We start from the raw sequence: 21,172 nt of genomic DNA, 5'->3' as shown, positions 1-21,172 counted from the left end.
GTCAGCCGATTCCGGGGATGAGGGAGATGAGCAGGTCGATGAGCTTGATGCCGATGAAGGGGGCGATCAGTCCGCCCAGGCCGTATATCCCGAGGTTGCGCCGCAGCATCTTGTCGGCGCTAACCGGCCGGTACTGCACGCCGCGCAGGGCGAGCGGTACGAGCGCGATGATGATCAGCGCGTTGAAGATGACTGCGGAGAGGATCGCGGAGTCGGGCGAGGACAGCGCCATGATGTTGAGCTTGTCCAGGCCCGGGTACACGGCCGCGAACAGGGCGGGGATGATCGCGAAGTATTTGGCGACGTCGTTGGCGATGGAGAACGTCGTCAGTGCTCCCCGGGTGATGAGCAGCTGTTTGCCGATCTCGACGATCTCGATGAGCTTGGTCGGGTTGGAGTCGAGGTCGACCATGTTGCCGGCTTCCTTGGCGGCCGACGTACCCGTGTTCATGGCCACGCCGACATCCGCCTGGGCGAGCGCGGGGGCGTCGTTGGTGCCGTCGCCGGTCATGGCGACGAGCTTGCCGCCGGCCTGCTCCCGCTTGATGAGCGCCATCTTGTCCTCGGGGGTGGCCTCGGCGAGGAAGTCGTCGACGCCCGCCTCGGTGGCGATCGCCCTGGCGGTCAGCGGGTTGTCGCCCGTGATCATGACGGTCTTGATGCCCATGCGGCGCAGTTCCTCGAACCGCTCCCGCATGCCGTCCTTGACCACGTCCTTCAGGTGGACCACTCCCAGGACGCGGGCGCCGTGGCTGTCTTGTACGGCCACGAGCAGTGGGGTGCCACCTGCCTCGGAGATACGGTGGGCGATCGTGTCCGCGTCGTCTGCGAGGGTGCCGCCCTGCTCCTTCACCCAGGCGATGACCGAACCGGCCGCGCCCTTGCGGATCTTCCTGCCGTCCACATCCACACCCGACATGCGGGTCTGGGCGGTGAAGGCGATCCACTGCGCGGCGGCCAACTCGCCCTGGTGGCGCTCGCGCAAGCCGTACTTGTCCTTCGCCAGTACGACGATGGAGCGGCCCTCGGGGGTCTCGTCGGCCAGCGAGGAGAGCTGGGCGGCGTCGGCGACCTCGGCCTGCGTGGTGCCAGCCACCGGCACGAACTCGGCGGCCTGCCGATTGCCGAGCGTGATGGTGCCGGTCTTGTCCAGCAGCAGGGTCGACACGTCACCGGCGGCCTCGACCGCGCGGCCGGACATGGCGAGCACGTTGCGCTGCACCAGTCGGTCCATGCCCGCGATGCCGATCGCCGACAGCAGCGCGCCGATGGTGGTCGGGATGAGGCAGACCAGCAGCGCCACCAGCACGACCATCGTCAGGTGGGTGCCCGCGTAGTTTGCGAACGGTGGCAGGGTGGCCACCGCGAGCAGGAAGACGATGGTGAGCGAGGCGAGCAGGATGTTCAGCGCGATCTCGTTGGGCGTCTTCTGCCGGGCCGCGCCCTCCACCAGGTTGATCATTCGGTCGATGAAGGTCTCGCCGGGCTTCGTCGTGATTTTGATGACGATGCGGTCGGACAGCACCTTGGTGCCGCCGGTGACGGCGGACCGGTCGCCGCCGGACTCCCGGATGACGGGCGCCGATTCACCGGTGATGGCGGACTCGTCCACGGAGGCGACGCCGTCGATGACGTCACCGTCGCCCGGGATGATGTCGCCCGCCTCACAGACGACCAGGTCGCCGATCTTCAGCTCGGTGCCAGGCACCCGCTCCTCGGTCGAGCCGTCCTGGAGCAGCCGGCGTGCCACGGTGTCGGTCTTGGCCTTGCGCAAGGTGTCCGCCTGCGCCTTGCCGCGGCCCTCGGCAACGGCTTCCGCCAGGTTGGCGAAGACGACGGTCAGCCACAGCCAGGCGGCGATGGCCCAGCCGAACCAGTCGCTCGGGTCCGTGAAGGAGAACGCGGTGGTGAGCACCGACCCTATCCACACCACGAACATCACGGGCGACTTGATCTGCACCCGTGGATCCAGCTTGCGCAAGGCGTCCGGCAGCGACTTGACCAGCTGCTTGGCGTCGAACATGCCCGCGCCGACGCGGCCTTCGGGGCTCTTGTGGGCGGTGGGGACGTCGCTGTGCGGCGCCGGGCCCGGAGTGGCAGTGGACATGGCGTCCTCGTGCTTGGTGGTATCGGTGGTCATGCCGCCAGCCCCTCGGCGAGCGGGCCCAGCGCCAGGGCCGGGAAATACGTCAGACCGGTGATGATCAGGATCGCGCCCACCAGCAGGCCGGTGAACAGCGGCTTGTCGGTGCGCAGCGTGCCCGCGGTCGCGGGAACCGGCCTCTGCTCGGCCAGCGAACCCGCCATAGCCAGCACGAACACCATCGGCAGGAAACGGCCGCACAGCATCGCGAGCCCGGTGGCGGTGTTGTACCAGTCGGTGTTGGCGTTCAGGCCGGCGAAGGCAGAGCCGTTGTTGTTCGACGCGGAGGTGAAGGCGTACAGCACCTCGGAGAAGCCGTGCGCGCCGGAGTTGAGCATCGAATGCGGCGGAGTCGGCAGAGCCATCGAGGCGGCCGTGAAGACCAGGACCAGCGCGGGGGTGATCAGGATGTAGCAGGCCGCCAGCTTCATCTCGCGGGTGCCTATCTTCTTGCCCAGGTACTCGGGCGTCCGGCCCACCATCAGGCCGGCGATGAACACCGCGATGACCGCCATGATCAGCATGCCGTAGAGGCCGGATCCGACACCGCCGGGCGCGATCTCGCCCAGCATCATGCCCAGCATGGTGATGCCGCCGCCCAGGCCGGTGAAGGAGGAGTGGAAGGAGTCCACCGCACCGGTCGAGGTGAGCGTCGTCGACACCGCGAAGATCGACGAGGAGCCGACGCCGAAGCGGACCTCCTTGCCCTCCATCGCTCCGCCCGCGATCTGCAGCGCACCCTCGTGGTGGGCGAACTCGGTCCACATCATCAGGGCAACGAAGCCGACCCAGATGGTCGTCATCGTGGCGAGGATCGCGTAGCCCTGCTTCACACTGCCGACCATCACACCGAACGTCCGGGTCAGCGAGAACGGGATCACCAGCAGCAGGAAGATTTCGAACAGGTTCGTGAACGGCGTCGGATTCTCGAATGGATGGGCGCTGTTGGCGTTGAAGTAGCCGCCGCCGTTGGTGCCGAACTCCTTGATGGCCTCCTGCGAGGCGACCGCACCGCCGTTCCACTGCCGCGAGGCGCCCATGAACTGCCCGACCTCATGGATCTGGGAGAAGTTCTGGATGACTCCGCACGCCACCAGCACCACGGCGGCGATCGCCGCGCCGGGCAGCAGGATGCGGGTGACACCGCGCACCAGGTCCGACCAGAAGTTGCCGAGCTCACCGCCCCGCGACCGCGCGAAACCGCGCACCAGCGCTACTGCGACCGCCATGCCGACAGCTGCGGAAACGAAGTTCTGCACGGCCAGCCCGGCAGTCTGCACGACGTGCCCCATGGCCTGCTCGCCGTAATACGACTGCCAGTTGGTGTTGGTGACGAAGGACGCAGCGGTGTTGAAGGCCTGCGCCGGGCTGATCGAGGAGAAGCCGAGCGAACCGGGCAGGACGCCCTGGAGTCGCTGGAGCAGGTAGAGGAAGAGGACACTGACGACGGAGAAGGCGAGTACACCGCGCAGGTACGCCGGCCAGCGCATCGCGGTGTCAGGGTTGGCACCGATGCCTTTGTAGATCCACCGCTCGACACGCCAGTGCCGGGTGGAGGAGTAGACCCTGGCCATGTAGGTGCCAAGGGGAACGTAGGCGAGCGCCAGCGCCGCGATCAGCGCCAGCAGCTGGAGCACGCCAGCGAGTACGGGACCCATGTCGCCCGCTGCGATAGCAGCTGATGTCACCGTCAGAACCTCTCCGGGAAGATCAGAGCGAGGACCAGATAACCCAGCAGGGCGACGGCCACGACCAGGCCGACGACGTTCTCGGCGGTCACAGCTTCGTCACCCCTTTGGCGACGAGAGCCACCAGCGCGAACACCGCGACGGTGGCGGCGACGAAGGCCACATCGGCCATCGTGAACTCCTGGAATGAGGTGCAATCCGACAGGGACGGTTAAGAGGAAACCGCCCCCATGGCAGGATTCGACCGTCCTTGACGGGTCCCTAACGGCGAGCCTGGCTTCCTTAACGGAGCTCTGACGGCAACGGGTACAGCATCGCTACTGCCGCACACGCCCAGCCCCGCGTAGGCGCGGACTTCAACCTGGCGCTACAGCTGCCCCGCCGTCCTCACAGCCATCGTCACCCTCTGCACCCTTATCTACCGCGTCCTGCACTGCAGCCAATGCCATGACCAGCCGCCCTCGGCTCACTCGGTGCACCTCAGTACCGGATGAGGGATCCGAGGCCGCATACGCGATGATCGCTGGTGGCATGGGCAGCTCCGGCTGCCATTTCAGTGATCAAGCAAGGTAAGGACAACGGAGACATGAGTGAGGCTGGTCGGCCGGTGATGCCGGAGACGGTGGACAGTCCCGCCTTGCGGGCCGAGCCGACAGGCAGGGCGGCGCGGTGGCTGCTGCGTCACCGGGTGCAGCCGGTGGGACCCGCGGCCGGTGAGAGCCATGCCGAGCCGCATGCCTGGTGGAAGGTCATGTGCCTGACCGGCGTCGACTACTTCTCCAGCCTGGCCTACGTACCGGCGATCGCCGCCCTGGCCGCAGGAGCCGTCTCGCCTCTGGCGACGCTGCTGATCGTGGCGTTGACGCTGCTGGGGATGCTGCCGATGTACCGCAGGGTGGCCAAGGAAAGCCCGCACGGTGCGGGTTCGGTGGCGATGCTGGAGAATCTGCTGCCGTTTTGGTGGGGCAAGCTGTTCGTGCTGGTCCTGCTCGGCTTCGTGGCCACCTCGTGGATCATCACCATCACGCTGTCCACGGCGGACGCCTCGGTGCACGTGGTGGAGAACCCCTTCTTCCCCTCGGTACTGCACGGCCATGAGGTCGCCCTGACGGTAGCGCTTCTGCTGATCCTTGGCGGAGTGTTCCTGTTGGGCTTCAGCGAGGCGGTCAAGGTGGCCATCCCCCTGGTGGCTGTCTTCCTCGCCCTCAACGCCGTCGTCATCGGCGTCGGCGTGGCGCATGTGCTCACCGATCCCGACGCCTGGTCGGCGTGGACCGGCTCTCTCACAGACCTGGGCGGCTTCGGTGATCTGGCCGGCCCTGCCCTGTTGGCCTTCCCCCTGCTGGTATTGGGCCTGTCCGGCTTCGAAACCGGGGTGAGCATGATGCCGCTGGTGGCCGCCGACGGCGCCGACGACGAGCAGCGGCTTCAGGCCCGCGTCCGCAATACCCGCAAGCTGCTCACCGTCGCCGCGCTCATCATGAGCGTCTACCTGCTCGCCGCCAGCTTCGTCACCACCGTCCTCATCCCCGAGGACGAGTTCGAGCCCGGAGGCGCCGCCAACGGCCGCGCCCTGGCCTGGCTCGCGCACGAACACGTCGGCGAGGCGTTCGGCACCGTCTACGACATCAGCACCATCCTGATCCTGTGGTTCGCCGGCGCCTCCGCCATGGCGGGACTGATCAACATCGTGCCCCGCTACCTGCCCGACTACGGCATGGCCCCCGAATGGGGACGCGCAGTGCGCCCGGTCGTCCTCGTCTACACCGCCCTGTGCATCATCATCACCATCACTTTCGACGCCGACGTCGACAAACAGGCCGGCGCCTACGCCACCGGCATCCTGGCGATGATGGTCTCCGGCGCCTTCGCCGTCACCGTCTTCGTCGCCCGCCACCGGCGGCGCGCAGCCACCACCGGATTCGCTGCGCTCACCGCGATCCTGCTCTACGCGCTGATCGCCAACATCATCGACAAGCCGGACGGCATCGCCATCTCCGGCTTCTTCATCCTCGGCATCATCACCGTGTCACTGGTCTCGCGCGTCTCGCGCACCACCGAGCTGCGCGCCGACCGCCTCGTCTTCGACGAGACCGCCCGCCGGTTCATCACCGACACCCTCGCCCACGACCAGTCCATCAACATCATCGCCAACCGCCGCGAGGCCGGCGACGCCGCCGAGTACAGCGCCAAGGAACGCGAACAGCGCGGCACCAACCCCGTTCCGGGCCCAGCCGACGTGCTCTTCTTGGAGATCGACGTCGTCGACCCGTCCGACTTCAGCGACACCCTCACCGTGCACGGCATCGAAGTCGACGGCCACCGCATCCTGCGCGCCCAGGCCCCGGCCGCGCCCAACGCCATCGCCGCCATCCTGCTGGCCCTGCGGGACGGCACCGGGGTGCGGCCACACTGCTACTTCGCCTGGGCCGAAGGCAGCCCCCTGGTGCACATGATCCGCTACTTCCTCCTCGGCCGCGGCGACACCGCCCCCGTCACCCGGGAGATCATCCGCAGCAACGAACCCGACCCCGACCGCCGCCCCGGCATTCACGTCGGCGACTGAGCCCGCCCCTCCGAAGCCCTGCACAGCGACGACCGAAGGGGAACAGAAACCCATGACGGAAACGCACGGCCTGACCCGCGGAGTCCGGCGCACCCAGTACGTCCCCCCTCTCCTCATGGCCGCCCTGGGAACAGCCGGGTTCCTCACCCAATCGATGTGGCTCATGGGGCTCGCCGCATGGGCTCTCATCGCGGCCGGCCTCATCGAGATGATCTACCGGCCCTGACAAGCAACCCCCGAGGCACCGCTGCTAGGGCATCGCGGCCGACGTAGGAGTCGACGGCGGCGCGGACCAGGCTCTGGAATACGCCGGGCCTGTTCGACCCTGACCGGGCTGCCCGGCGACTACCGCACCGGCCTGGCCCGCCACCGCGCACAGGACGACGCTCCCCCACGGCTGTTGTGGGAGGGAGCGTCGTGGTCTCCGGTGGGCCTGCTCCGTCCCTCAGCGGCCTACGGGCTCCAGGTAGCGCCGGCGGCGCCGGTCCGGATCGTCGACGCCGATCTCGTACCACGGCTCGCCTCGCTTGAGCCGGGGCAGAGTGTTCACCCACACCGCGACGGCGATGCCCTTCACGTCGTCGGCGAGCGCCTGGAGGCGGTTGTCGAGCAGGTGCTCCTCGTTGCCCGCCAGGACGCCGTGCAGCCGCGGGAAGGTCTGTGAGCGGGTGTAGCGGTGGCGCTGCCAGAACGGGAACGTGCGGCCGTTGGTGCCGCGGGCGCCTTCCCAGACACGGTGCCCGGCGTAGCTCGTAGTCCCAGACCTCACGTGCGAGCCGGGCCTGGAACATGGTGCCGTTGTCGAGCTCGAAGAGGCGCACCTCGCTGGTCTTGGTCGGCCGCGCGAGGACGGCGTCGGTGCTGAAACTGAGGCCGGTCTCCTTGATGGCGTGGTTGACCTCCACCTGCCAGTCGGTCAGGTGGTTGCGGCCGCCGTAGGCGAGGATCATGTCCGTCACCGCGACGCCGTGCGGACCGAACCGGGCCTTCACCGCCTTCGCTCCGGTGCCGGCCTTCGGCCGGGGAGGCAGCTCGTTGCCGTCGGCCAGAGCCTTCTGTCCCGCGGAGTCAGGTTCCAGATCGGGTGCTTGCCCGCCTTGCCGTTCGTCTCCGCCAGCCCCAGCTCCACCCGGTGGCGGCGGGGATCAGCGGGCACTGGCCCTCCAGGCGGAGCTGGTCCAGGCGAATCGTGCCGAAGAACCGGCACTCGGCCAGATCGACGTTGTGCAGCGCCAGATGGGCGGCGTCTGCCCCGGACAGTGACACGACCCGCACCGCCGGGCTGGCTGGCGCGCCCGGGGTGCCGGCCAGCCCACCCTCCGGTACCTCCGTGGAGTCCGAGGTGAAGGGGGTCGTTTTGGTTGTGACGCTGAGCGGATACTCCATGACGGCGTCTGTGAGGTCGAGTGCGGCGTAGCGAAGCCGTAGCGTCCCCTTAGCGTCCCAGCGCGTCCCCTTGCACAGGACGTGCGCAGCGGCCACCTCCACACTCACTGGTGCCCCGAAGCATGCCCTGGACAACGAGACTGTCCGCTGGCAGATCAAAGGCCCCAGCTGCGCCGCCGCCATGAACTGCGCCCCGCCGAACCAGGCATCGCCGGAGAACTGCGCCCCGCCGAACCCGGCGTCGCCGGAGAACTGCGCCCTGTCGAACCAAGGTCGCCGGAGAACTGCGCCTTGGCGAACATGGCGCCGCCGAGGTGAGGTTTGCCTGTAGTGGGGTCTTTGAGGGCGTTGAGAAGCGCTTCCAGGAGCTGTTCGGTGAAAGAGGTGCCTCTGTGGTCGATGTCGGCGCCGGGGGCCAGGCCGGTCAGGTAGGCGGTGCGATCGGTGTCGGTGAGGTGGGCCAGGCACATGTCGTGGCCGGGGACCTTCATGCCACGGCAACCGACCGGGTCAGTGACCGGGTCCGCGCCGTGCCCGCAGTGCGGCCAGGAGGGAGGAGGTAAAGAGGTGCTCATGGTGCGGCGACTCCTCAAGTGCTTGTCGGGCTGCCTGTATGGACGCCCCGGGGGCGAGGGCGGTTCAGGCTCGGCCGTGACCGGCAGCGTTGCCGTCGAACCAGCAGCAACAGGCGTCGGTCCCCACGTCACTAACACACCGCACGTGCCTGAATAGCCCGTAGATATCCGTCAGGCACGGGCCACCGAGGGCCCCATGCCTCATATGCCTTCTCTGAACTAAACCGGTCGCAGTGCTCGGCTTCTGCTCAGCGCCCCCATGCGCGCGGACCGAGCTCTCCTGGACGGCCAACTGCCAGAACCTGCTCCAAGATGACCAGCACACTGCCGCAGCCGTGTCCATGCCGACGGCTGGCGACGCCGTTGAGGGCGACTCGACGCAGGTCGCGGCACAGAGGCTGACGCCTGTAACGCCATCGTCGCCGCCTGGGACCTCATCAGCGGGCGCCTCAGTGAGCCAAAGCGCGGGATCACTACTCCCGGCATTGTCACGATGCTGATTCAGGCGGCCGGTCCGGCAGGAGCAACCCTGGTGGGTGATCTGCGAGAACGTCTTCGTCGAAGACAGGCGGCGTCAACCAGTGCGAGTTCAGAAGGTCGACGACGCCTCCTGTGAAACCTGCCTTGCGGAAGTCCACAGCGGCGCTGGAGAAAACGACGTCGGTGAAGACCACGGTGCCGCCAAGGAACTTGGCCTGAGTGAAAGACACGGCACCGCTACCGAACAGGGTGTTGGTGAAGTCCACTGTGCCGCCGGAGAACTCGGCGTGGATGTAGGACACGGTGCCGCCACCGAACCCGGCCTCGAAGAAGGACACGGTGGCGCCGGAGAACTTGGCGCGGGTGAAGGACACGGTGCGGCGGGAAAACTCGGCACGGTCGAAAGACACAGTGCCGCCACCGAACCTGGCGCTGGCGAAGGACACGATGGCGCCGGAGAACTTGGCGTAGGCGAAGGACACGGTGCCGCCGCAGAACTCGGGCCCGTGGAAGGACACGATGCCGTCGGCGAACTCGGCACTGTTGAACGTCACCCGGCCGGAGAACCTGGCATCGCTGAAGTCGCCGCCATCGAACACGGTGCCGGTGAAGTCGAGGTCGCATCCGCTCCAGGACGTGTCGGGTGGGGTGGTGGGCAGGAGATGGTCGCGGATCGTGCGGATGACGGTGTGGCGGATTTCGCGGTTGGCCTGCCAGGTCAGGTGCTCTGTGAGTGGTACGTCCTCGTCGGGGTGGGCGGGTAGGGCATGCGGAGGTAGGCGCAGAGCACGTCGATGCAGGTTTGCCGGCGCTCGGGCCAGTCGTCGGCGAGTCCGGCCATGGCGTGAACGCCAGCGAGGCGGCAGGCTGCTTCGCCGTGGCCGAGGAGTCGAGCTGCAGTGTCGAAGCGTTCGTTGAGCAGCCGGGTCCGTTCGTGCCCCAGGGTTTCTCTGGTGTTGTCGCGGAGCGCTTTCGTGGAACGCCAGGACGCGGCGAACACTCCTGTGCCGCCGAGGAGGCCTACGATCAGATTCGCCCAGAGTGGACTACTCGATCCGCTGGTTTGGGGCGAGAGCGGGGGAACCGAGGGGGTCGGGCTGGGGACGACGCTGACGTAGTCGAGGAGACTGGCCAGCATCGTCACGGAAGCACGGTAAGGGGATGTCCCTGCAGCAGCCGGGCGGCACGCCGGATGGTGCGCATGCGGACATTCGGCGCGGGGAAGTCCTGGCGCGAGTCGCGGCGGTCGCCCTGCGCTGCTGCCTTTGGTGGACGTGCTGGACTCGATTTATTGAGTCAAACGCCTTCTCTGAACTAAGAGTTCAGTGCACTGCAGGAGGTCGAGCGCTCAAGGGAAATCGACGTCTCAAGGCCTGAAGGCGATCGTCCGAATGTGGAAATTTCTCTTCACATAGTGACGAAGCAGGGAAGATCTAATGCGGTTTTGCAACCTTTGTGACCCTTCGCCGCCTTTCTATAGGCAGAAGTGGCTAGTGAATTAGGCCCCTATGGGCCTGTTACGGTTCACATTGATGCCTAAATACTGGCATCGCCACCGCAAACCCGGGGCGCATTATGCCCTTTTTCGGGTTTGTTTTCCCATTTGTGGGGCCCTAAATTCTGAGCATGAACCCCATCGAGCTGTACTCGCCAGCCACTCTGTTCATGCTGATCGTCGGCCTCACTTGCGCCGTCGCTGTTACTCACGAAGATGAAAGTGTGCGTGCTGCCGCCTGCCGCGTGCTGGAGATCTTTTTCGGGGGCGCCCCTCGTTAGTCCAGAGGTAGATCATCGGCTGCGCCCGGTTCAGGGCTCCTTGACGTAGCTGGAGCGGGCGGCATTTTGACCGAACGCAGGGATTCCCAGGAAGAGCGGGGAGTCCCTACGTTCTTGTTGTGCGTCGAGCTGGGCGAGCTTCTCCTCGGCTGCGGCAAGGCTGACGGCAAGTCTTTCAACTTCCCCGAGCCAGCCCTCGCGTTGGGCTTCGGCGATCCTGGCGTGGAGGTTCTCGCGGATCTCTTCCAGGCGGGGCCGCTCACCAGGCCCCACGATCAGTACCGGGCATCGAATAGTCGTGGACGCAGCTGCTTCCGTATGCTCGGCCGCACTGCCCCAGAGCCAACTTGCGCCGCTCAAAGTGCCCGAGGAACTTCTGCCACTCCTCGTCAGTCATTGCCCGATATTCCCCGGCGGGTCGAAGACCGCGGCGGTCGCGGGTGGGGTGTGGAGTTCAATACGCAGCAGGGCCGGTTCCCCCGCGGCCGTTTCGAGTTGCCGGGCGAGGATGGTCGGCCACCCCTGTACTTGGGGTAGAGCGTCTCGAAGCCGTCGGTGGTTGATGTTGTGGATCACGTCCCGCACACTTCGGACGAAGGCTGGCCACAACGGCCTGGAGACGAACCGAACCCTTCTGTGTTTTGTGAAGACTCAGGCAGGTCGCCCAGACGTGATCCGGCGTCGCAACGGTGTGATGTACCCCGTGCGGCCCCGGCGATGTTGTGGCCGTGGAGGCGGGAGCCCAGGTTGTTAAATATGCAGTTGAAAGAGGTACAGCCCCCGCTGGCCTCCCACTGCAAGGCCGTGCGTGGGTCCCCAAGCGCATGAGTAGAGTGCCGATTCGGCTCGTGTGATGGCTGCGAGGGTGCGTGTCGTGGTGTTCCAGATTCGCAGCGTTCCGTCGCCGCCGGGGCCGTACTTGCTGCCGCCGGTGGTGGCGAGCCAGGTGCCGTCCGGGCTGATCGTGAGAGCCCCCACCCGGCCTCGGTGCCCAGTGAGAGTGGCTATGCAGGTGCCGGAGGTCGCATCCCACATTCGCACGACCCCTTCATCGGTGGTGTCATACAGCCCGCCAGCGGTGGCGAGCCAAGTTCCGTCCGGGCTGATCGCCAGTGCCGCTACCGCGTGGTGATTGCTGTCGAGGGTGGTCGTGCAGGTGCTGGTGGCTAGGTCCCAGATCCGCACCGTGCCGGTGTCGTCGCCGGTGGCGAGCCAGGTGCCGTCCGGGGCGATCGCCACCGATTCCACGGTGCGGTAGTGGCCGTCGAGGGTGGTCGTGCAGGTCTCGGTGGTCGGGTCCCAGATCCGCAGCGACCTATTGACCTCGCCGCCAGCGGCCAGCCAGGCGCCGTCCGGGGCGATCGCCAGCGACTTCACTTCACTGCCGTTGCCGGTGAGGGTGGCGGTGCACGTCGCGGTGGCCGGGTCCCAGATCCGCACCTTCCCGAGGCCGTCGCCGGTGGCGAGCCAGGTGCCGTCGGGACTGATGGCGATCGATCCCACCCGACCGCGGTGCCCAGTGAGAGTAGCGATGCACGTACCGGAAGCCCGATCCCAGATCCGCACCGACCCGTCGCTGAAGTCGTCGCCGTCGCCGGTGGCGAGCCAGGTGCCGTCGGGACTGATCGCCACCGCCGCCACCCCGCTGCGGTGAACAGGTCTGGATGAAGTCTGAGCGAGCGTTCGGTCCCAGATCCGCACCGACTTGTCGCCGTCGCTGCTGGAGGCGAGCCAGGTGCCGTCGGGACTGATGGCGATCGATCCCACCCGACCGCGGTGCCCAGTGAGAGTAGCGATGCACGTACCGGAAGGCCGGTCCCAGATCCGCACCGACCCGTCGACGTCGCCGCCGGTGGCGAGCCAGGTGCCGTCGGGACTGATGGCGATCGATGCCACCCGGCCGCGGTGCCCGGTGAGAGTAGCGACGCACGTACCGGACATCCGGTCCCAGATCCGCACCGACCCGTGGCCGTCGATGGTGGCGAGCCAGGCGCTGTCCGGGGCGATCGCCATTGACCGCACCCTGTGGGGTTGGTCAGGCACGGTGGTGGTGCAAGTCCCGGTAGCCACGTCCCAGAATTGCACCGCCTTGCCGCCGTGGGCGGTAGTAGCGAGCCAGGTGCCGTCCGGGGCGATCGCCACCGGCCCCAGCCAGCCAGCGCGCCCACTGAAGGTGGCCGTGCAAGTTGCGGTGGCCGGGTCCCAGATCCGCACCATCTCATCACCGGTGGTGGCGAGCCAGGTGCCGTCCGGGGCGATCGCCACCGAGCCCACCGGGCCAACGTGTCCAGTGAGGGTGGCGATGCAGGTACCGGAGGCCCGGTCCCAGATCCGCACTGTCTCGTCGTACTGACCGGTGGTGGCGAGCCACGTGCCATCCGGCGCGACCGCCACCGAACCCAACTCACGGCCGTGCCCGGTGAGGATGGCGGTGCAGGTACCGGAAGGCCGGTCCCAGATCCGCACCGACCCGTCCCCACCCACGTAGTCGCTGCCGCCGGCAGTGGCGAGCCAGGTGCCGTCAGGGCTGATGGCGATCGATGCCACCCGGCCGCGGTGCCCGGTGAGAGTAGCGATGCAGGTACCGGAGGCCCGATCCCAGATCCGCACACTACCGTCCCCGGCGGAGCTGTCACCTTCCATCACTCTCGGACTCCCATCGCCGGTGGCGAGCCAGGTGCCGTCTGGCGCGATGGCCACCGACCACACCCCGTCGGTGTGTCCGGTGAGGGTTCGCTGGAGCGCGGAAGCGGGTGCGTCGGGGAGGGGCCACAGCGTTTCGAGACAGGGGCGTTGCGAGGGGTCGTGGCGGCGGGCAGTGACCTGGGGGCCCCAGTGAGGGTGTACGCCGAGGCGGGTGTGGAGGATGCCGGTGAGGATCTGGGGCGGGTTCATGGGGGTGAGGAGGTGTGCGGTCTGGGAGAGGCTGCGTGCCAGCAGGCGGGTGTGGGGGGTGTCAATGCGGGTGAGGTCGTTCCAGGGAGCAGTGGGTCCGCAGTGACTAAGACGGGTTTCCACCCAGCGCAGGTCACCGGCTACGGCCTCGGCCAAGGATGTTCGGCCAGCCGCGAGGAGGTGGCCGATGAGATGGTCCAGAAGGTAGCCGTCCGTTAGTTGCCACCAGGCGTGCTCGGGGCTGGGTTGGGTGGGGGCGAGGGGCCAGGCGGTGGGAACAGCGGCGGCAATAGCGTCGGTCAGGAGCCAGTTGACGCGGGCCAGGCCATCCGTGCCGAGTTCACTGCGGAGATAGTCGCGAATGACGTCGTGGAGGCTGATCCGCCCGCCGTTCGCCCGGTCAAGGGTAAGCAGGGACAGCCGCTCCAGGTCCCGGCACAGCGTGCGACCCTGGTCCTCGCCCAGTCCGCCACTGACCTGCCACAGCAAGGTGACCACCGAAATGGGAATGGACTCGTCCTCCGCGAAGATGCCGAGCTCGATAAAGCGCTGCTGACTGCCGGGCGGCAGCAGCGTAGTGGCGGCCTCGATCGATGCTCTGACCCGCTGATTGCGCAGGCTGGGGTCGTCGAGGTCCCAGGTGACGGTCGGGCTGTCCACGGCGGCGGGTCCACCGCTGCGCAGCCGGTGAAGGATCTGCTCGCCAGCGGCAGCGGCATCGGCGCCGGTGGCGTGCTGTTCGGCGATCAGGCGGTTGGTCAGCCGTAGCAGCAGGGCCCATCGGCCCGTAGCCTGCAACAGGGCGTCAACCAGAGGCCTGGGCAAGGGTGGCAGGTTCCAGGTCAGCACGGCCTGGGCCTGGGCGAGGGACATCTGGTCGACCGGGATTCGGTGGGCTTCGGTCGGCAACAAGTCCGGATTGCGGGTGGTGATCAGTCGTACGCAGCGGCGGCCTCCCTTCAGGAATGGGGCCAGTTGCTCGTGTTCCCACACGTCGTCGATGACGAGCAGCGTGCGCGGCCGCTGGTCCAAGAGCCGGCCGAGATGGCTACCGGCCAGACTGGGATCGTCGAACTCTGTCGTATCGCCGGTGATGAACCGGGTGACTTCGGCGACTTTGGCCGTCACATCTTCTCGTTGGCGGACCTCCCGGCCGATGGTGACCAGGTAGATCCGGGAACGGAAGCGCCTGCGCACTCGCTTGTTGGCACACACCGCTTCCGCCAGTGTCGTCTTACCGAACCCACCCGCTCCCGCTAGGGCGGTGGTGAGGCCCACGGCGCGGCCGCCGCGGCATACTGCCGCCACGGCGGCGCGGGTCTGGGCTCGGTCGATGAACCACTCCGGCAATGTCGCTGGTGGCGGGGGCGGCGGATCGTTCACGACCGCGGGCGGACGAGACTGCAACCATGCCAAGGCACCGGCTGCCACGATGCCCAGTGCACCGAAGATGGCTACGAACCTCCACGGATGCTGCTGCAGCTCGTCCAGGTGCCAGGGCCAGCGGGCAGCGGCCGTGGCGGGGGTAGCCGCCAGAGCTACCAGGAGCGCCAGTGCAGCACTGAGACTGGCCCCCGACACCACTCCCGCCGTCCACACCCACACCTTGATACGCACGCGCCCACCCCCGGCAACGATCCCTGCGCGCGACAGTAACGACATCAACGCTTATTCTCAGAAAAATGTCACAAGTCTCCACAGAGGCCAGATAGCTCACCTGAAGTTGAGGGTGGCCCCTCTCGGGCTCCCAAGCTTCTTGAACGCCGGGTCCATCCGCCACCCTTTATGCACCCCAACGGCAGAGACGAGGGGCCCCGAGCACAGCTCCGCTCGGCATTCCGCCAGCTCAGCCCTTTCCTTCATAGGAACTGCACCAGCCGCTATCCGCTCTTCGAGCGGCGGTTGAGTTCGGCGGCGTAGGCGTCCCAGTAAGAACCCGGTCACCGATCCTGCTGGTCTGCTCGGTCACGCGGCGAGGGAGAGGCCGAGGCGGGCAAGGTGGCTGACGCGGGTGCGGTCGAGCGGGTGGCCGTTACACCAGGCATCGAGGCGTATGAGGTTGAGCGCGACGGCGGAGAAGACGTGCTCCAGGTGGGTCCTGTGGAGACCGAGGTAGCGGGCACGTCTTATCCCGGTGACCGCGACAGCCTGGTGGATCCCTCGATGCCCGCGCGGGTTGCGTACTCGGCTCGCCACTGCTCGTCGCCCTGCTGGAGGCGGGCATGGTCGAGGACTTCTTGCAGTTCGCGGGGTTGCAGGGAGAGGGTCCGGCCGCCGGTCTTCGAGCGGGTGCACTGGTCGCGCACCGGGCAGGGGCGGCATGTCTCCTTGTCGAACTTGATGACGATGGCCTTGGTGCCGCGCAGGGTGGCGGGGCTCCACCAGGTGCTGGTGTCCCCGCGTGGGCAGGTGGCCTCCCGCTTGTCCCAGTGGATGGTGAACGCGGTGCGGTTGAACCCGGCGCCGGCACGCGCCTGGGGTGAGCTGTTCATCAGGACCGGGGTGACCAGGGTGACCCCGAAGTTCTTCTTGATGCCCACGATCAACTCGGCGGAGGCGTAACCGGAGTCGAGGAAGTGCTCGGCGGGCAGGAGATCGCGGGCGGCGAGCATATGATGGACCGGTTCGGTCATTTCCGCATCGGTCACTGTGGCGTCGGTGGTCGCAATGCCGGTGATCAAGCGCGGCGGTCCGTCGGCTCCGGGGATCGGCGCCTGGCCGTCAGCAGCCGGGTCCTGGTCAGCGGCATCGTCGCAGGACTCGCTGATGTGGATTTTGTAGCCGGTCCACCAGGAGCCCTGTTTCAGGCCGTAGCGCGCGTCGGTGTCGTACGGAGAGCCCAGCCGCAGTCTGCCGGGCGGGAGGTCTTTGCTCTCCTGCCGCTTCACCTCTGCCCCGGCCTCGGTCACGGCGCGGTGGTAGTTCTGCACCCACATCGTGCGCAGAACCTGCACCGCTGGAAGCTCGCGCAGCCATGCCGGCGCATCAAGGGCATGCACGGCCTCCAGCAGCACGAACCCGTCACGGCCGTAAACCTGGGCCATCTCCTTGCTCGTGGAAGCCGGCGGATGCCAGGAGTGAATCCGCGGGCCGTAGCGTTCAGCCCACTCCCGAACGGGCACCGCCCCAGCCAGCCAGTCCGGAGCCGCGCAGGCCAGCGCCTCCAGCGCGGCCCGCAGCGTCTCCCCGGCCAGCTCCAGCCTGTTCAGATCGCGTACCGCCGCCAGCACGCGGGTGGAGTCGGTGCGCTGCCTGCCGCCCGCCTTCACCAGGCCCCGGTCCTTGAGCGCGGTCAGCAGCAGGTCAAGCACCTTCTCCTCCATCCCATGCTCGACCAGTCGCGTGCGGAACTCGGACAGCACCGAGGCGTCGAACCCGGGATCACCCAACTCCAGGCCGAGCGCGTACTTCAGGTCCATGCCGTACCGCACCCGATGTGCTGCCGCCCGGTCGGTCAGGTTCTCAGCGAACTGCAACACCGTCACCAGCGCCAGCTGGCCCGGTGACCAGCCCGGCCGCCCTCTGGATCCGAACGCCTCGGCGAACTCAGCGTCCGCGAACAACTCACCGAGCTCGTCACGGACCCGCATCGCCAACGGATACGGGCCCCGCGCCGCCACCGCCCGCGCCACCTGCGCGGTCAGCTCAGGCACCTTCGGCCACGGCCTCGGCCGCATCGACATTCCACACCCCACCCGCGACCGGGAATCGGCAAGACGGCCGCTGCTGTCCCGACCAACGAGCCGTCAGCCCCGCTGGGCACGGAATATGCCAGCAGGATCGGTGACACTGTTCTTACCGGCACCCCGACTCGCAACTGCCCTATCCGGCGGAGAACGTCGACTTCGTGCGGGAGCGCGGGATCCTCCTCCCGATCGATCAGACCAAGGCCCCAGTGCGGACAGCGAACTCCCGCAGGCCTTCGACGCGCGCAGGCCTATACAGCAGATCCGATGTCAGCGCCCTGAGCGACGGGCGTCGGGTTTCCTGTGGTGCCTCCTGCTCGACACGGCGCAGCGCAGCGAAAGTCTGCTGGCTGTCGCCCAGGGCGTGCCACATGCGGGCGGTGTCGGTCCAGGCCCGGGCGCGGCGCTCGGCGGTGGACATGTGGTCGATGTTCAGGCCCGCTGCGACCTTTACGCCATCGTCGGGAGTGCCGAGGGTGTTGTTGACGCCGATGCGGTAGACGTCGACCTGGGCACGAGTGGCGTCGACGGTGAAAAGACCGCCGGGGGCTTGGGGACGGCGCTCTACATCGTCTTCAGCCTCATCGAGCAGGGTGAGCGCCGTGGTGCGGTCTCCTCCGGCGGCCGCCGAGTATGCGGCGGTGAGTAGCAGCGTGGTGCGTACGGCCGCGGTGCGCGTGTCGGTGGTGTCGAGTTCGGCTGCCTGGCTGGTGAGGAGGTGCACGGCGGAGGACCATCGACCGGAGCGCCGCATGGTGATCGCCAGCACGCGGGACGATTCCCCGACGGGGACTGGCATGCCGCTGGCGCGTGCGGCGGACAGGGCACGGTCGGCCGCGACCCAGGCCGCGTCGGAGTGCTGCTTGGAGGCGAGTTCCGCAGCCAGCACGTATGCGCGGGCGAGGATGGCGGACGCACGCTGACGCTCCCGGCCGCTTGCCGTGTCCCTGGTCGCCTCTGCGGTGGCGAGCAGGCCGGGCAGGGTGCGGCCGAGGTCGCTGTAGCGAGCGGCCGTGTAGGTCTGGCGCGCGGCGGCGGCCTGGGCCATCAGGTTCGCCAGTGGCACCGGTTCGGCGTTCGGCAGTCTGAAGAGGACGTCTTCCAGATCGGCGGCCGGCAGCGCCTGTGCTGTGCCTGCGCCGACAATGGCGGTCGCCCCAGCGGCCAGTGCCCCGGTCAGTAGTTCCCTGCGACGCACCGCATCCTCCTCGTCCGGCCTACACCCGGTCGCCACGGTAGCGATCGTCGGCACCTCGGGCACAGCAGCACGGCTCAACCAGTCGGCGGGAATGTCCAGCGCTCTGGCCATGAGGGGGATGACGTCGGTGTCGAGCCGCATCTTGTTGCTCTCGATCCGGGAGATCGCCGACGCCGAGTAGCCGACTGTGAGGCCGAGCTGTTCCTGCGTCAGGCGGCGGGCGTTGCGGGCGCCGCGGATGAGGGCTCCTAAGTCCTGCGTGCTCTGGCCCATGGGGACCTCCTGCGCACTGAAGGGACCGACGACGGTAGCGCCGTCGCGCCCGCCTCGACAACCGGTGCGACGAGCAGGTCGGGGCCGAGCATGTACTGGTCGTCGACGTCCCAGGCGGTCGCGTCGTCGGGGAAGTCGAAGAACAGCGGGCGCATGGGCGGGGCGCCGGTGCGGTGCGCGGTCTCGGCGAGTCCGTGAAGGTCTGGGCGCAGGCGTTCACGTAGGAGGAGATGGTGGCGCAGGATCGGATAGGCCTGCTCGCCGTAGGACCAGACCTCGTTGGGGCCGCCGCTCATCCGCGCGCTGAAGGGCTGGTTCGGCTCGCGGTCACCGTGCAGTCGCATGACGGGGCTGAAGGTGCCGTACTGGAACCAGCGGATGAGCAGTTCCCGGTAGGCCGGGTCGTCCGGGTTGCCGCCCAGGAAGCCGCCGATTTCGGTGTGCCACCAGGGGATGCCGCTCAGGGCGACGTTCAGGCCCGCGCGGACCTGGGCGGCCAGAGAGTCGAAGGTGGGGAGGATGTCCCCGGACCAAAGCGCGACCCCGTGGCGCTGGCTGCCGGCCCAGGCCGAGCGGATCAGGCTCAGCGGCCGGTCGTCGCCGGTTGCGCGGAGTCCTTCGGCGACGGCGCGGGCGTGTTCGTCACCGTATGCGTTGCCGACCTGTGGGCCCGGGCCGGCGTGGTAGACGGCTCGCGGCGCGAGGCTCGGCGGGAGATCGGGTTCGCAGGCGTCGAGCCAGAAGGCGGTGACGCCTGACCGCAGGTAGTTGGCGCGGAGTTGCTCCCACAGTAGTTGCCGGGCACGGGGGTGCGTCGCGTCGTAGTACGCCACCGGCAGGTAGCGCTGGTCCCCGCCGCGCGCCGGCCAGTGGTGGCGCAGCAGGCCGCCGTGGCTGTCCCGGACCAGGCCGCCGCAGGCGCGCAGGGCATCGTGGTTGGCACTGTCGTCCTGCAGGGTGGGCCAGACGGACACCACGAGCCGTACGCCGAGGGAGTCCAGCTCCTTGGTCATGGCGGCGAGGTTGGGCCAGTCCTCCGGGTCGAACGACCAGTCACCCATGCGGGTCCAGTGGAAGAAGTCGCAGACGATGACCGACAGCGGCAGGCCGCGGCGGTGGTGCTCACGGGCGACGGCGAGGAGTTCGTCCTGGGTACGGTAGCGCAGCTTGGACTGCCAGAAGCCGCTCGCCCAGTCGGGCAGCAGGGGCGGGTGGCCGGTGGCGTCGGCGTAGGCGGACATGATCTCGGCGGGGGTGTCGCCCGCGACGATCCAGTAGTCGATCTGGCGGGTCTGATCGGCGACCCAGCGGGTGGCGTCCGCGGCGAGTTCGACGCGGCCCGTGGCGGGGTTGTTCCACAGCAGTCCGTAGCCGCGGGAGGAGTGCAGGAAGGGGATCGTGACGACGGTGTTGCGCTGGACGAGGTCGATGACGCGGCCCTTGTGGTCCAGGCCGCCGTGCGGCTGCTGGCCCAGGCCGTGGATGCGCTCGCCGTCGTAGCCCTCGAAGGACTGCTCGGCGGTGTAGGTGCCGTCGCCGCGCGGGGTGTGGACGCGGGGGCCTGGGTAGCCGTGGTGAGGCCGCTTCTCGGCCAGCAGCTCGCGGGCCTCGTGCGCCTCCCCGGTACGCAGGAAGCGCAGTTGCCCGTCCGCGTCGGCCTCCACGGTGATGCGTCCGTTGACGAGACGGGCCGTACCGTCCTCGCGGACGTGCACGTCGGCCTCGCCCGCGTCCCGCACCGGCAGGTCGAGCGCCCAGCTGCGTTCGTCGTCGATGGTGTCGGCCGCCGCGCGTACCCGGACCGCGTGCGGGCCCCAAGGCTCGACGCGCAGCACCTCCCCCTGGGTGCGGCGCTCGATCCCTGCCTCGACGTGCTGGTACATGGGCATACCGTTCCTCCCGATGCGGGTGGCGATGGCGAGGTGGTGGGGTCTGTGTGCGGCCGATGCCGCGGGAGAGGTCGGGCTCACCGTCGAGTTCGACGGTGAGAACCGTGGCGTGCCAGTTGAGTGCGGGCGCGGGCGCTGCGGTGGTCCACGGACTGAACCACGGCTGGAGGGGCAGGACGTCAGTCCTCGAAGGGGAAGTCGGACACTCGTCGTCGCCCCGATACCAGGTCTGCGGCAGCCCGCCCGTGGGGTCGGCCTCGCCGAGCAGTACGGCGGCCGGCGACCAGCCTGTCTCCTGCCCGCCGTAGGACGTCCACACCACGGCGGGCAGGTGCTCGTCGGCCCAGTCGCGGGCGTAGGGGGTGTTGCGAAAGTCCCGTGCGGTGCCCGCGGTGTCCGGTGCGTGCCCTCGGCGTGCCGGACGAAGGCCCTCGTACTGGATGTACTTGGGCCTTTGGCCGGTGCGGCGAGGGTGCGTGCCGGGCGCCGTGGGTGCTGTGCGGGACTTTCGCAACACCCCCTACGACCTCGTGCATGGTTGGCCGGGGCATGTCGAGAGCAGCGGTGCTGACGGTGTTCACGTTTGAAAGCTGAGGGAGACAGTGGCGGTCTGCTGG

At 68.1% G+C, this 21,172-nt stretch carries 15 protein-coding genes and 3 pseudogenes; 3 read left to right on the top strand and 15 right to left on the bottom strand.

The genetic code is table 11. The annotated features are described in order from the left end of the window. Window position 1: 1 nt before the first annotated feature. From kdpB to kdpF, 3 genes are read right to left on the bottom strand one after another with little or no spacing between them, the layout of a single operon-like run. Entirely contained in the window at window positions 2–2,140 is a 2,139-nt protein-coding gene (gene kdpB, locus ACFYNL_RS39455; RefSeq protein ID WP_388813032.1) for a potassium-transporting ATPase subunit KdpB, read from the bottom strand. Beyond that, entirely contained in the window at window positions 2,137–3,801 is a 1,665-nt protein-coding gene (gene kdpA, locus ACFYNL_RS39450; RefSeq protein ID WP_388813059.1) for a potassium-transporting ATPase subunit KdpA, read from the bottom strand. The genes kdpB and kdpA overlap by 4 nt, the downstream gene beginning before the upstream one ends. 32 nt (window positions 3,802–3,833) lie before the next feature. Next, window positions 3,834–3,923, bottom strand: a complete 90-nt coding sequence (kdpF, locus tag ACFYNL_RS39445) for a K(+)-transporting ATPase subunit F (protein WP_009326374.1) — start codon at window positions 3,921–3,923, stop codon at window positions 3,834–3,836. A gap of 518 nt (window positions 3,924–4,441) precedes the next feature. Here kdpF and ACFYNL_RS39440 point away from each other — a divergent pair. Continuing rightward, on the top strand, window positions 4,442–6,397 hold the full coding sequence (locus tag ACFYNL_RS39440; RefSeq protein ID WP_388813056.1) for an amino acid transporter: 1,956 nt from the start codon (window positions 4,442–4,444) through the stop codon (window positions 6,395–6,397). Between the two features lie 52 nt (window positions 6,398–6,449). Beyond that, window positions 6,450–6,623, top strand: coding sequence for a hypothetical protein (locus ACFYNL_RS39435; RefSeq protein WP_388813030.1), 174 nt, complete (start codon window positions 6,450–6,452; stop codon window positions 6,621–6,623). Between the two features lie 219 nt (window positions 6,624–6,842). Here ACFYNL_RS39435 and ACFYNL_RS39430 read toward each other — a convergent pair whose 3' ends face one another. The 6 genes and pseudogenes from ACFYNL_RS39430 to ACFYNL_RS39405 all read right to left on the bottom strand — a co-directional run bounded on the left by ACFYNL_RS39430 (window position 6,843) and on the right by ACFYNL_RS39405 (window position 9,982). Next, window positions 6,843–7,166, bottom strand: a complete 324-nt coding sequence (locus ACFYNL_RS39430) for a hypothetical protein (protein WP_388813027.1) — start codon at window positions 7,164–7,166, stop codon at window positions 6,843–6,845. Between the two features lie 40 nt (window positions 7,167–7,206). Beyond that, a pseudogene (locus ACFYNL_RS39425) lies at window positions 7,207–7,428 on the bottom strand (hypothetical protein); the annotation flags it as partial. A 37-nt stretch (window positions 7,429–7,465) separates the two neighbouring features. Beyond that, complete coding sequence (locus ACFYNL_RS39420) at window positions 7,466–7,783, bottom strand: hypothetical protein (protein WP_388813061.1); 318 nt, start codon at window positions 7,781–7,783, stop codon at window positions 7,466–7,468. Between the two features lie 228 nt (window positions 7,784–8,011). Continuing rightward, window positions 8,012–8,251, bottom strand: a pseudogene (locus ACFYNL_RS39415) (hypothetical protein); the annotation flags it as partial. 595 nt (window positions 8,252–8,846) lie between these two features. Further along, window positions 8,847–9,437, bottom strand: a complete 591-nt coding sequence (locus ACFYNL_RS39410; RefSeq protein ID WP_388813025.1) for a hypothetical protein — start codon at window positions 9,435–9,437, stop codon at window positions 8,847–8,849. A 119-nt stretch (window positions 9,438–9,556) separates the two neighbouring features. Beyond that, on the bottom strand, window positions 9,557–9,982 hold the full coding sequence (locus ACFYNL_RS39405) for a hypothetical protein (protein WP_388813023.1): 426 nt from the start codon (window positions 9,980–9,982) through the stop codon (window positions 9,557–9,559). 482 nt (window positions 9,983–10,464) lie between these two features. Between ACFYNL_RS39405 and ACFYNL_RS39400 the strand changes: the two genes are divergently transcribed. After that, window positions 10,465–10,614 (top strand): hypothetical protein, encoded by a 150-nt coding sequence (locus tag ACFYNL_RS39400; protein ID WP_388813021.1) that lies wholly within the window; start codon window positions 10,465–10,467, stop codon window positions 10,612–10,614. A gap of 30 nt (window positions 10,615–10,644) precedes the next feature. Here the strand turns inward: ACFYNL_RS39400 and ACFYNL_RS39395 are convergent, their stop codons facing one another. The 6 genes and pseudogenes from ACFYNL_RS39395 to ACFYNL_RS39370 all read right to left on the bottom strand — a co-directional run. Beyond that, complete coding sequence (locus ACFYNL_RS39395; protein WP_388813020.1) at window positions 10,645–10,887, bottom strand: hypothetical protein; 243 nt, start codon at window positions 10,885–10,887, stop codon at window positions 10,645–10,647. 477 nt (window positions 10,888–11,364) lie between these two features. Continuing rightward, window positions 11,365–15,126: an NB-ARC domain-containing protein gene (locus ACFYNL_RS39390; protein ID WP_388813017.1), complete on the bottom strand. Its 3,762-nt coding sequence runs from the start codon at window positions 15,124–15,126 to the stop codon at window positions 11,365–11,367. Window positions 15,127–15,635: 509 nt separating this feature from the next. Next, window positions 15,636–17,162 carry a transposase gene (locus tag ACFYNL_RS39385; RefSeq protein WP_388813014.1) on the bottom strand — a complete coding sequence of 509 codons (1,527 nt, stop codon included), beginning with the start codon at window positions 17,160–17,162 and terminating at the stop codon, window positions 15,636–15,638. A 226-nt stretch (window positions 17,163–17,388) separates the two neighbouring features. Further along, window positions 17,389–18,666 (bottom strand): helix-turn-helix domain-containing protein, encoded by a 1,278-nt coding sequence (locus tag ACFYNL_RS39380; RefSeq protein WP_388813012.1) that lies wholly within the window; start codon window positions 18,664–18,666, stop codon window positions 17,389–17,391. Continuing rightward, window positions 18,642–20,549 (bottom strand): TIM-barrel domain-containing protein, encoded by a 1,908-nt coding sequence (locus ACFYNL_RS39375; RefSeq protein WP_388813009.1) that lies wholly within the window; start codon window positions 20,547–20,549, stop codon window positions 18,642–18,644. The genes ACFYNL_RS39380 and ACFYNL_RS39375 overlap by 25 nt, the downstream gene beginning before the upstream one ends. 262 nt (window positions 20,550–20,811) lie before the next feature. Continuing rightward, window positions 20,812–20,874: pseudogene (locus ACFYNL_RS39370) on the bottom strand (hypothetical protein); the annotation flags it as partial. Window positions 20,875–21,172: the final 298 nt, after the last annotated feature.

This window comes from Streptomyces sp. NPDC007808 (assembly GCF_042868655.1).
Classification (GTDB): Bacteria; Actinomycetota; Actinomycetes; order Streptomycetales; family Streptomycetaceae; genus Streptomyces.
Note: the sequence above shows the minus strand (reverse complement) of the source record. Positions and strands in the feature narration are given on the sequence as shown.

What these genes read in the sequence shown, in the direction of transcription:
- kdpB (WP_388813032.1), bottom strand. Translation starts at nt 2,140, where the DNA reads ATGACCACCGATACCACCAAGCACGAGGACGCCATGTCCACTGCCACT.
- kdpA (WP_388813059.1), bottom strand. Translation starts at nt 3,801, where the DNA reads ATGGGTCCCGTACTCGCTGGCGTGCTCCAGCTGCTGGCGCTGATCGCG.
- ACFYNL_RS39440 (WP_388813056.1), top strand. Translation starts at nt 4,442, where the DNA reads ATGCCGGAGACGGTGGACAGTCCCGCCTTGCGGGCCGAGCCGACAGGC.
- ACFYNL_RS39435 (WP_388813030.1), top strand. Translation starts at nt 6,450, where the DNA reads ATGACGGAAACGCACGGCCTGACCCGCGGAGTCCGGCGCACCCAGTAC.
- ACFYNL_RS39420 (WP_388813061.1), bottom strand. Translation starts at nt 7,783, where the DNA reads ATGGAGTATCCGCTCAGCGTCACAACCAAAACGACCCCCTTCACCTCG.
- ACFYNL_RS39400 (WP_388813021.1), top strand. Translation starts at nt 10,465, where the DNA reads ATGAACCCCATCGAGCTGTACTCGCCAGCCACTCTGTTCATGCTGATC.
- ACFYNL_RS39380 (WP_388813012.1), bottom strand. Translation starts at nt 18,666, where the DNA reads ATGGGCCAGAGCACGCAGGACTTAGGAGCCCTCATCCGCGGCGCCCGC.
- ACFYNL_RS39375 (WP_388813009.1), bottom strand. Translation starts at nt 20,549, where the DNA reads ATGTACCAGCACGTCGAGGCAGGGATCGAGCGCCGCACCCAGGGGGAG.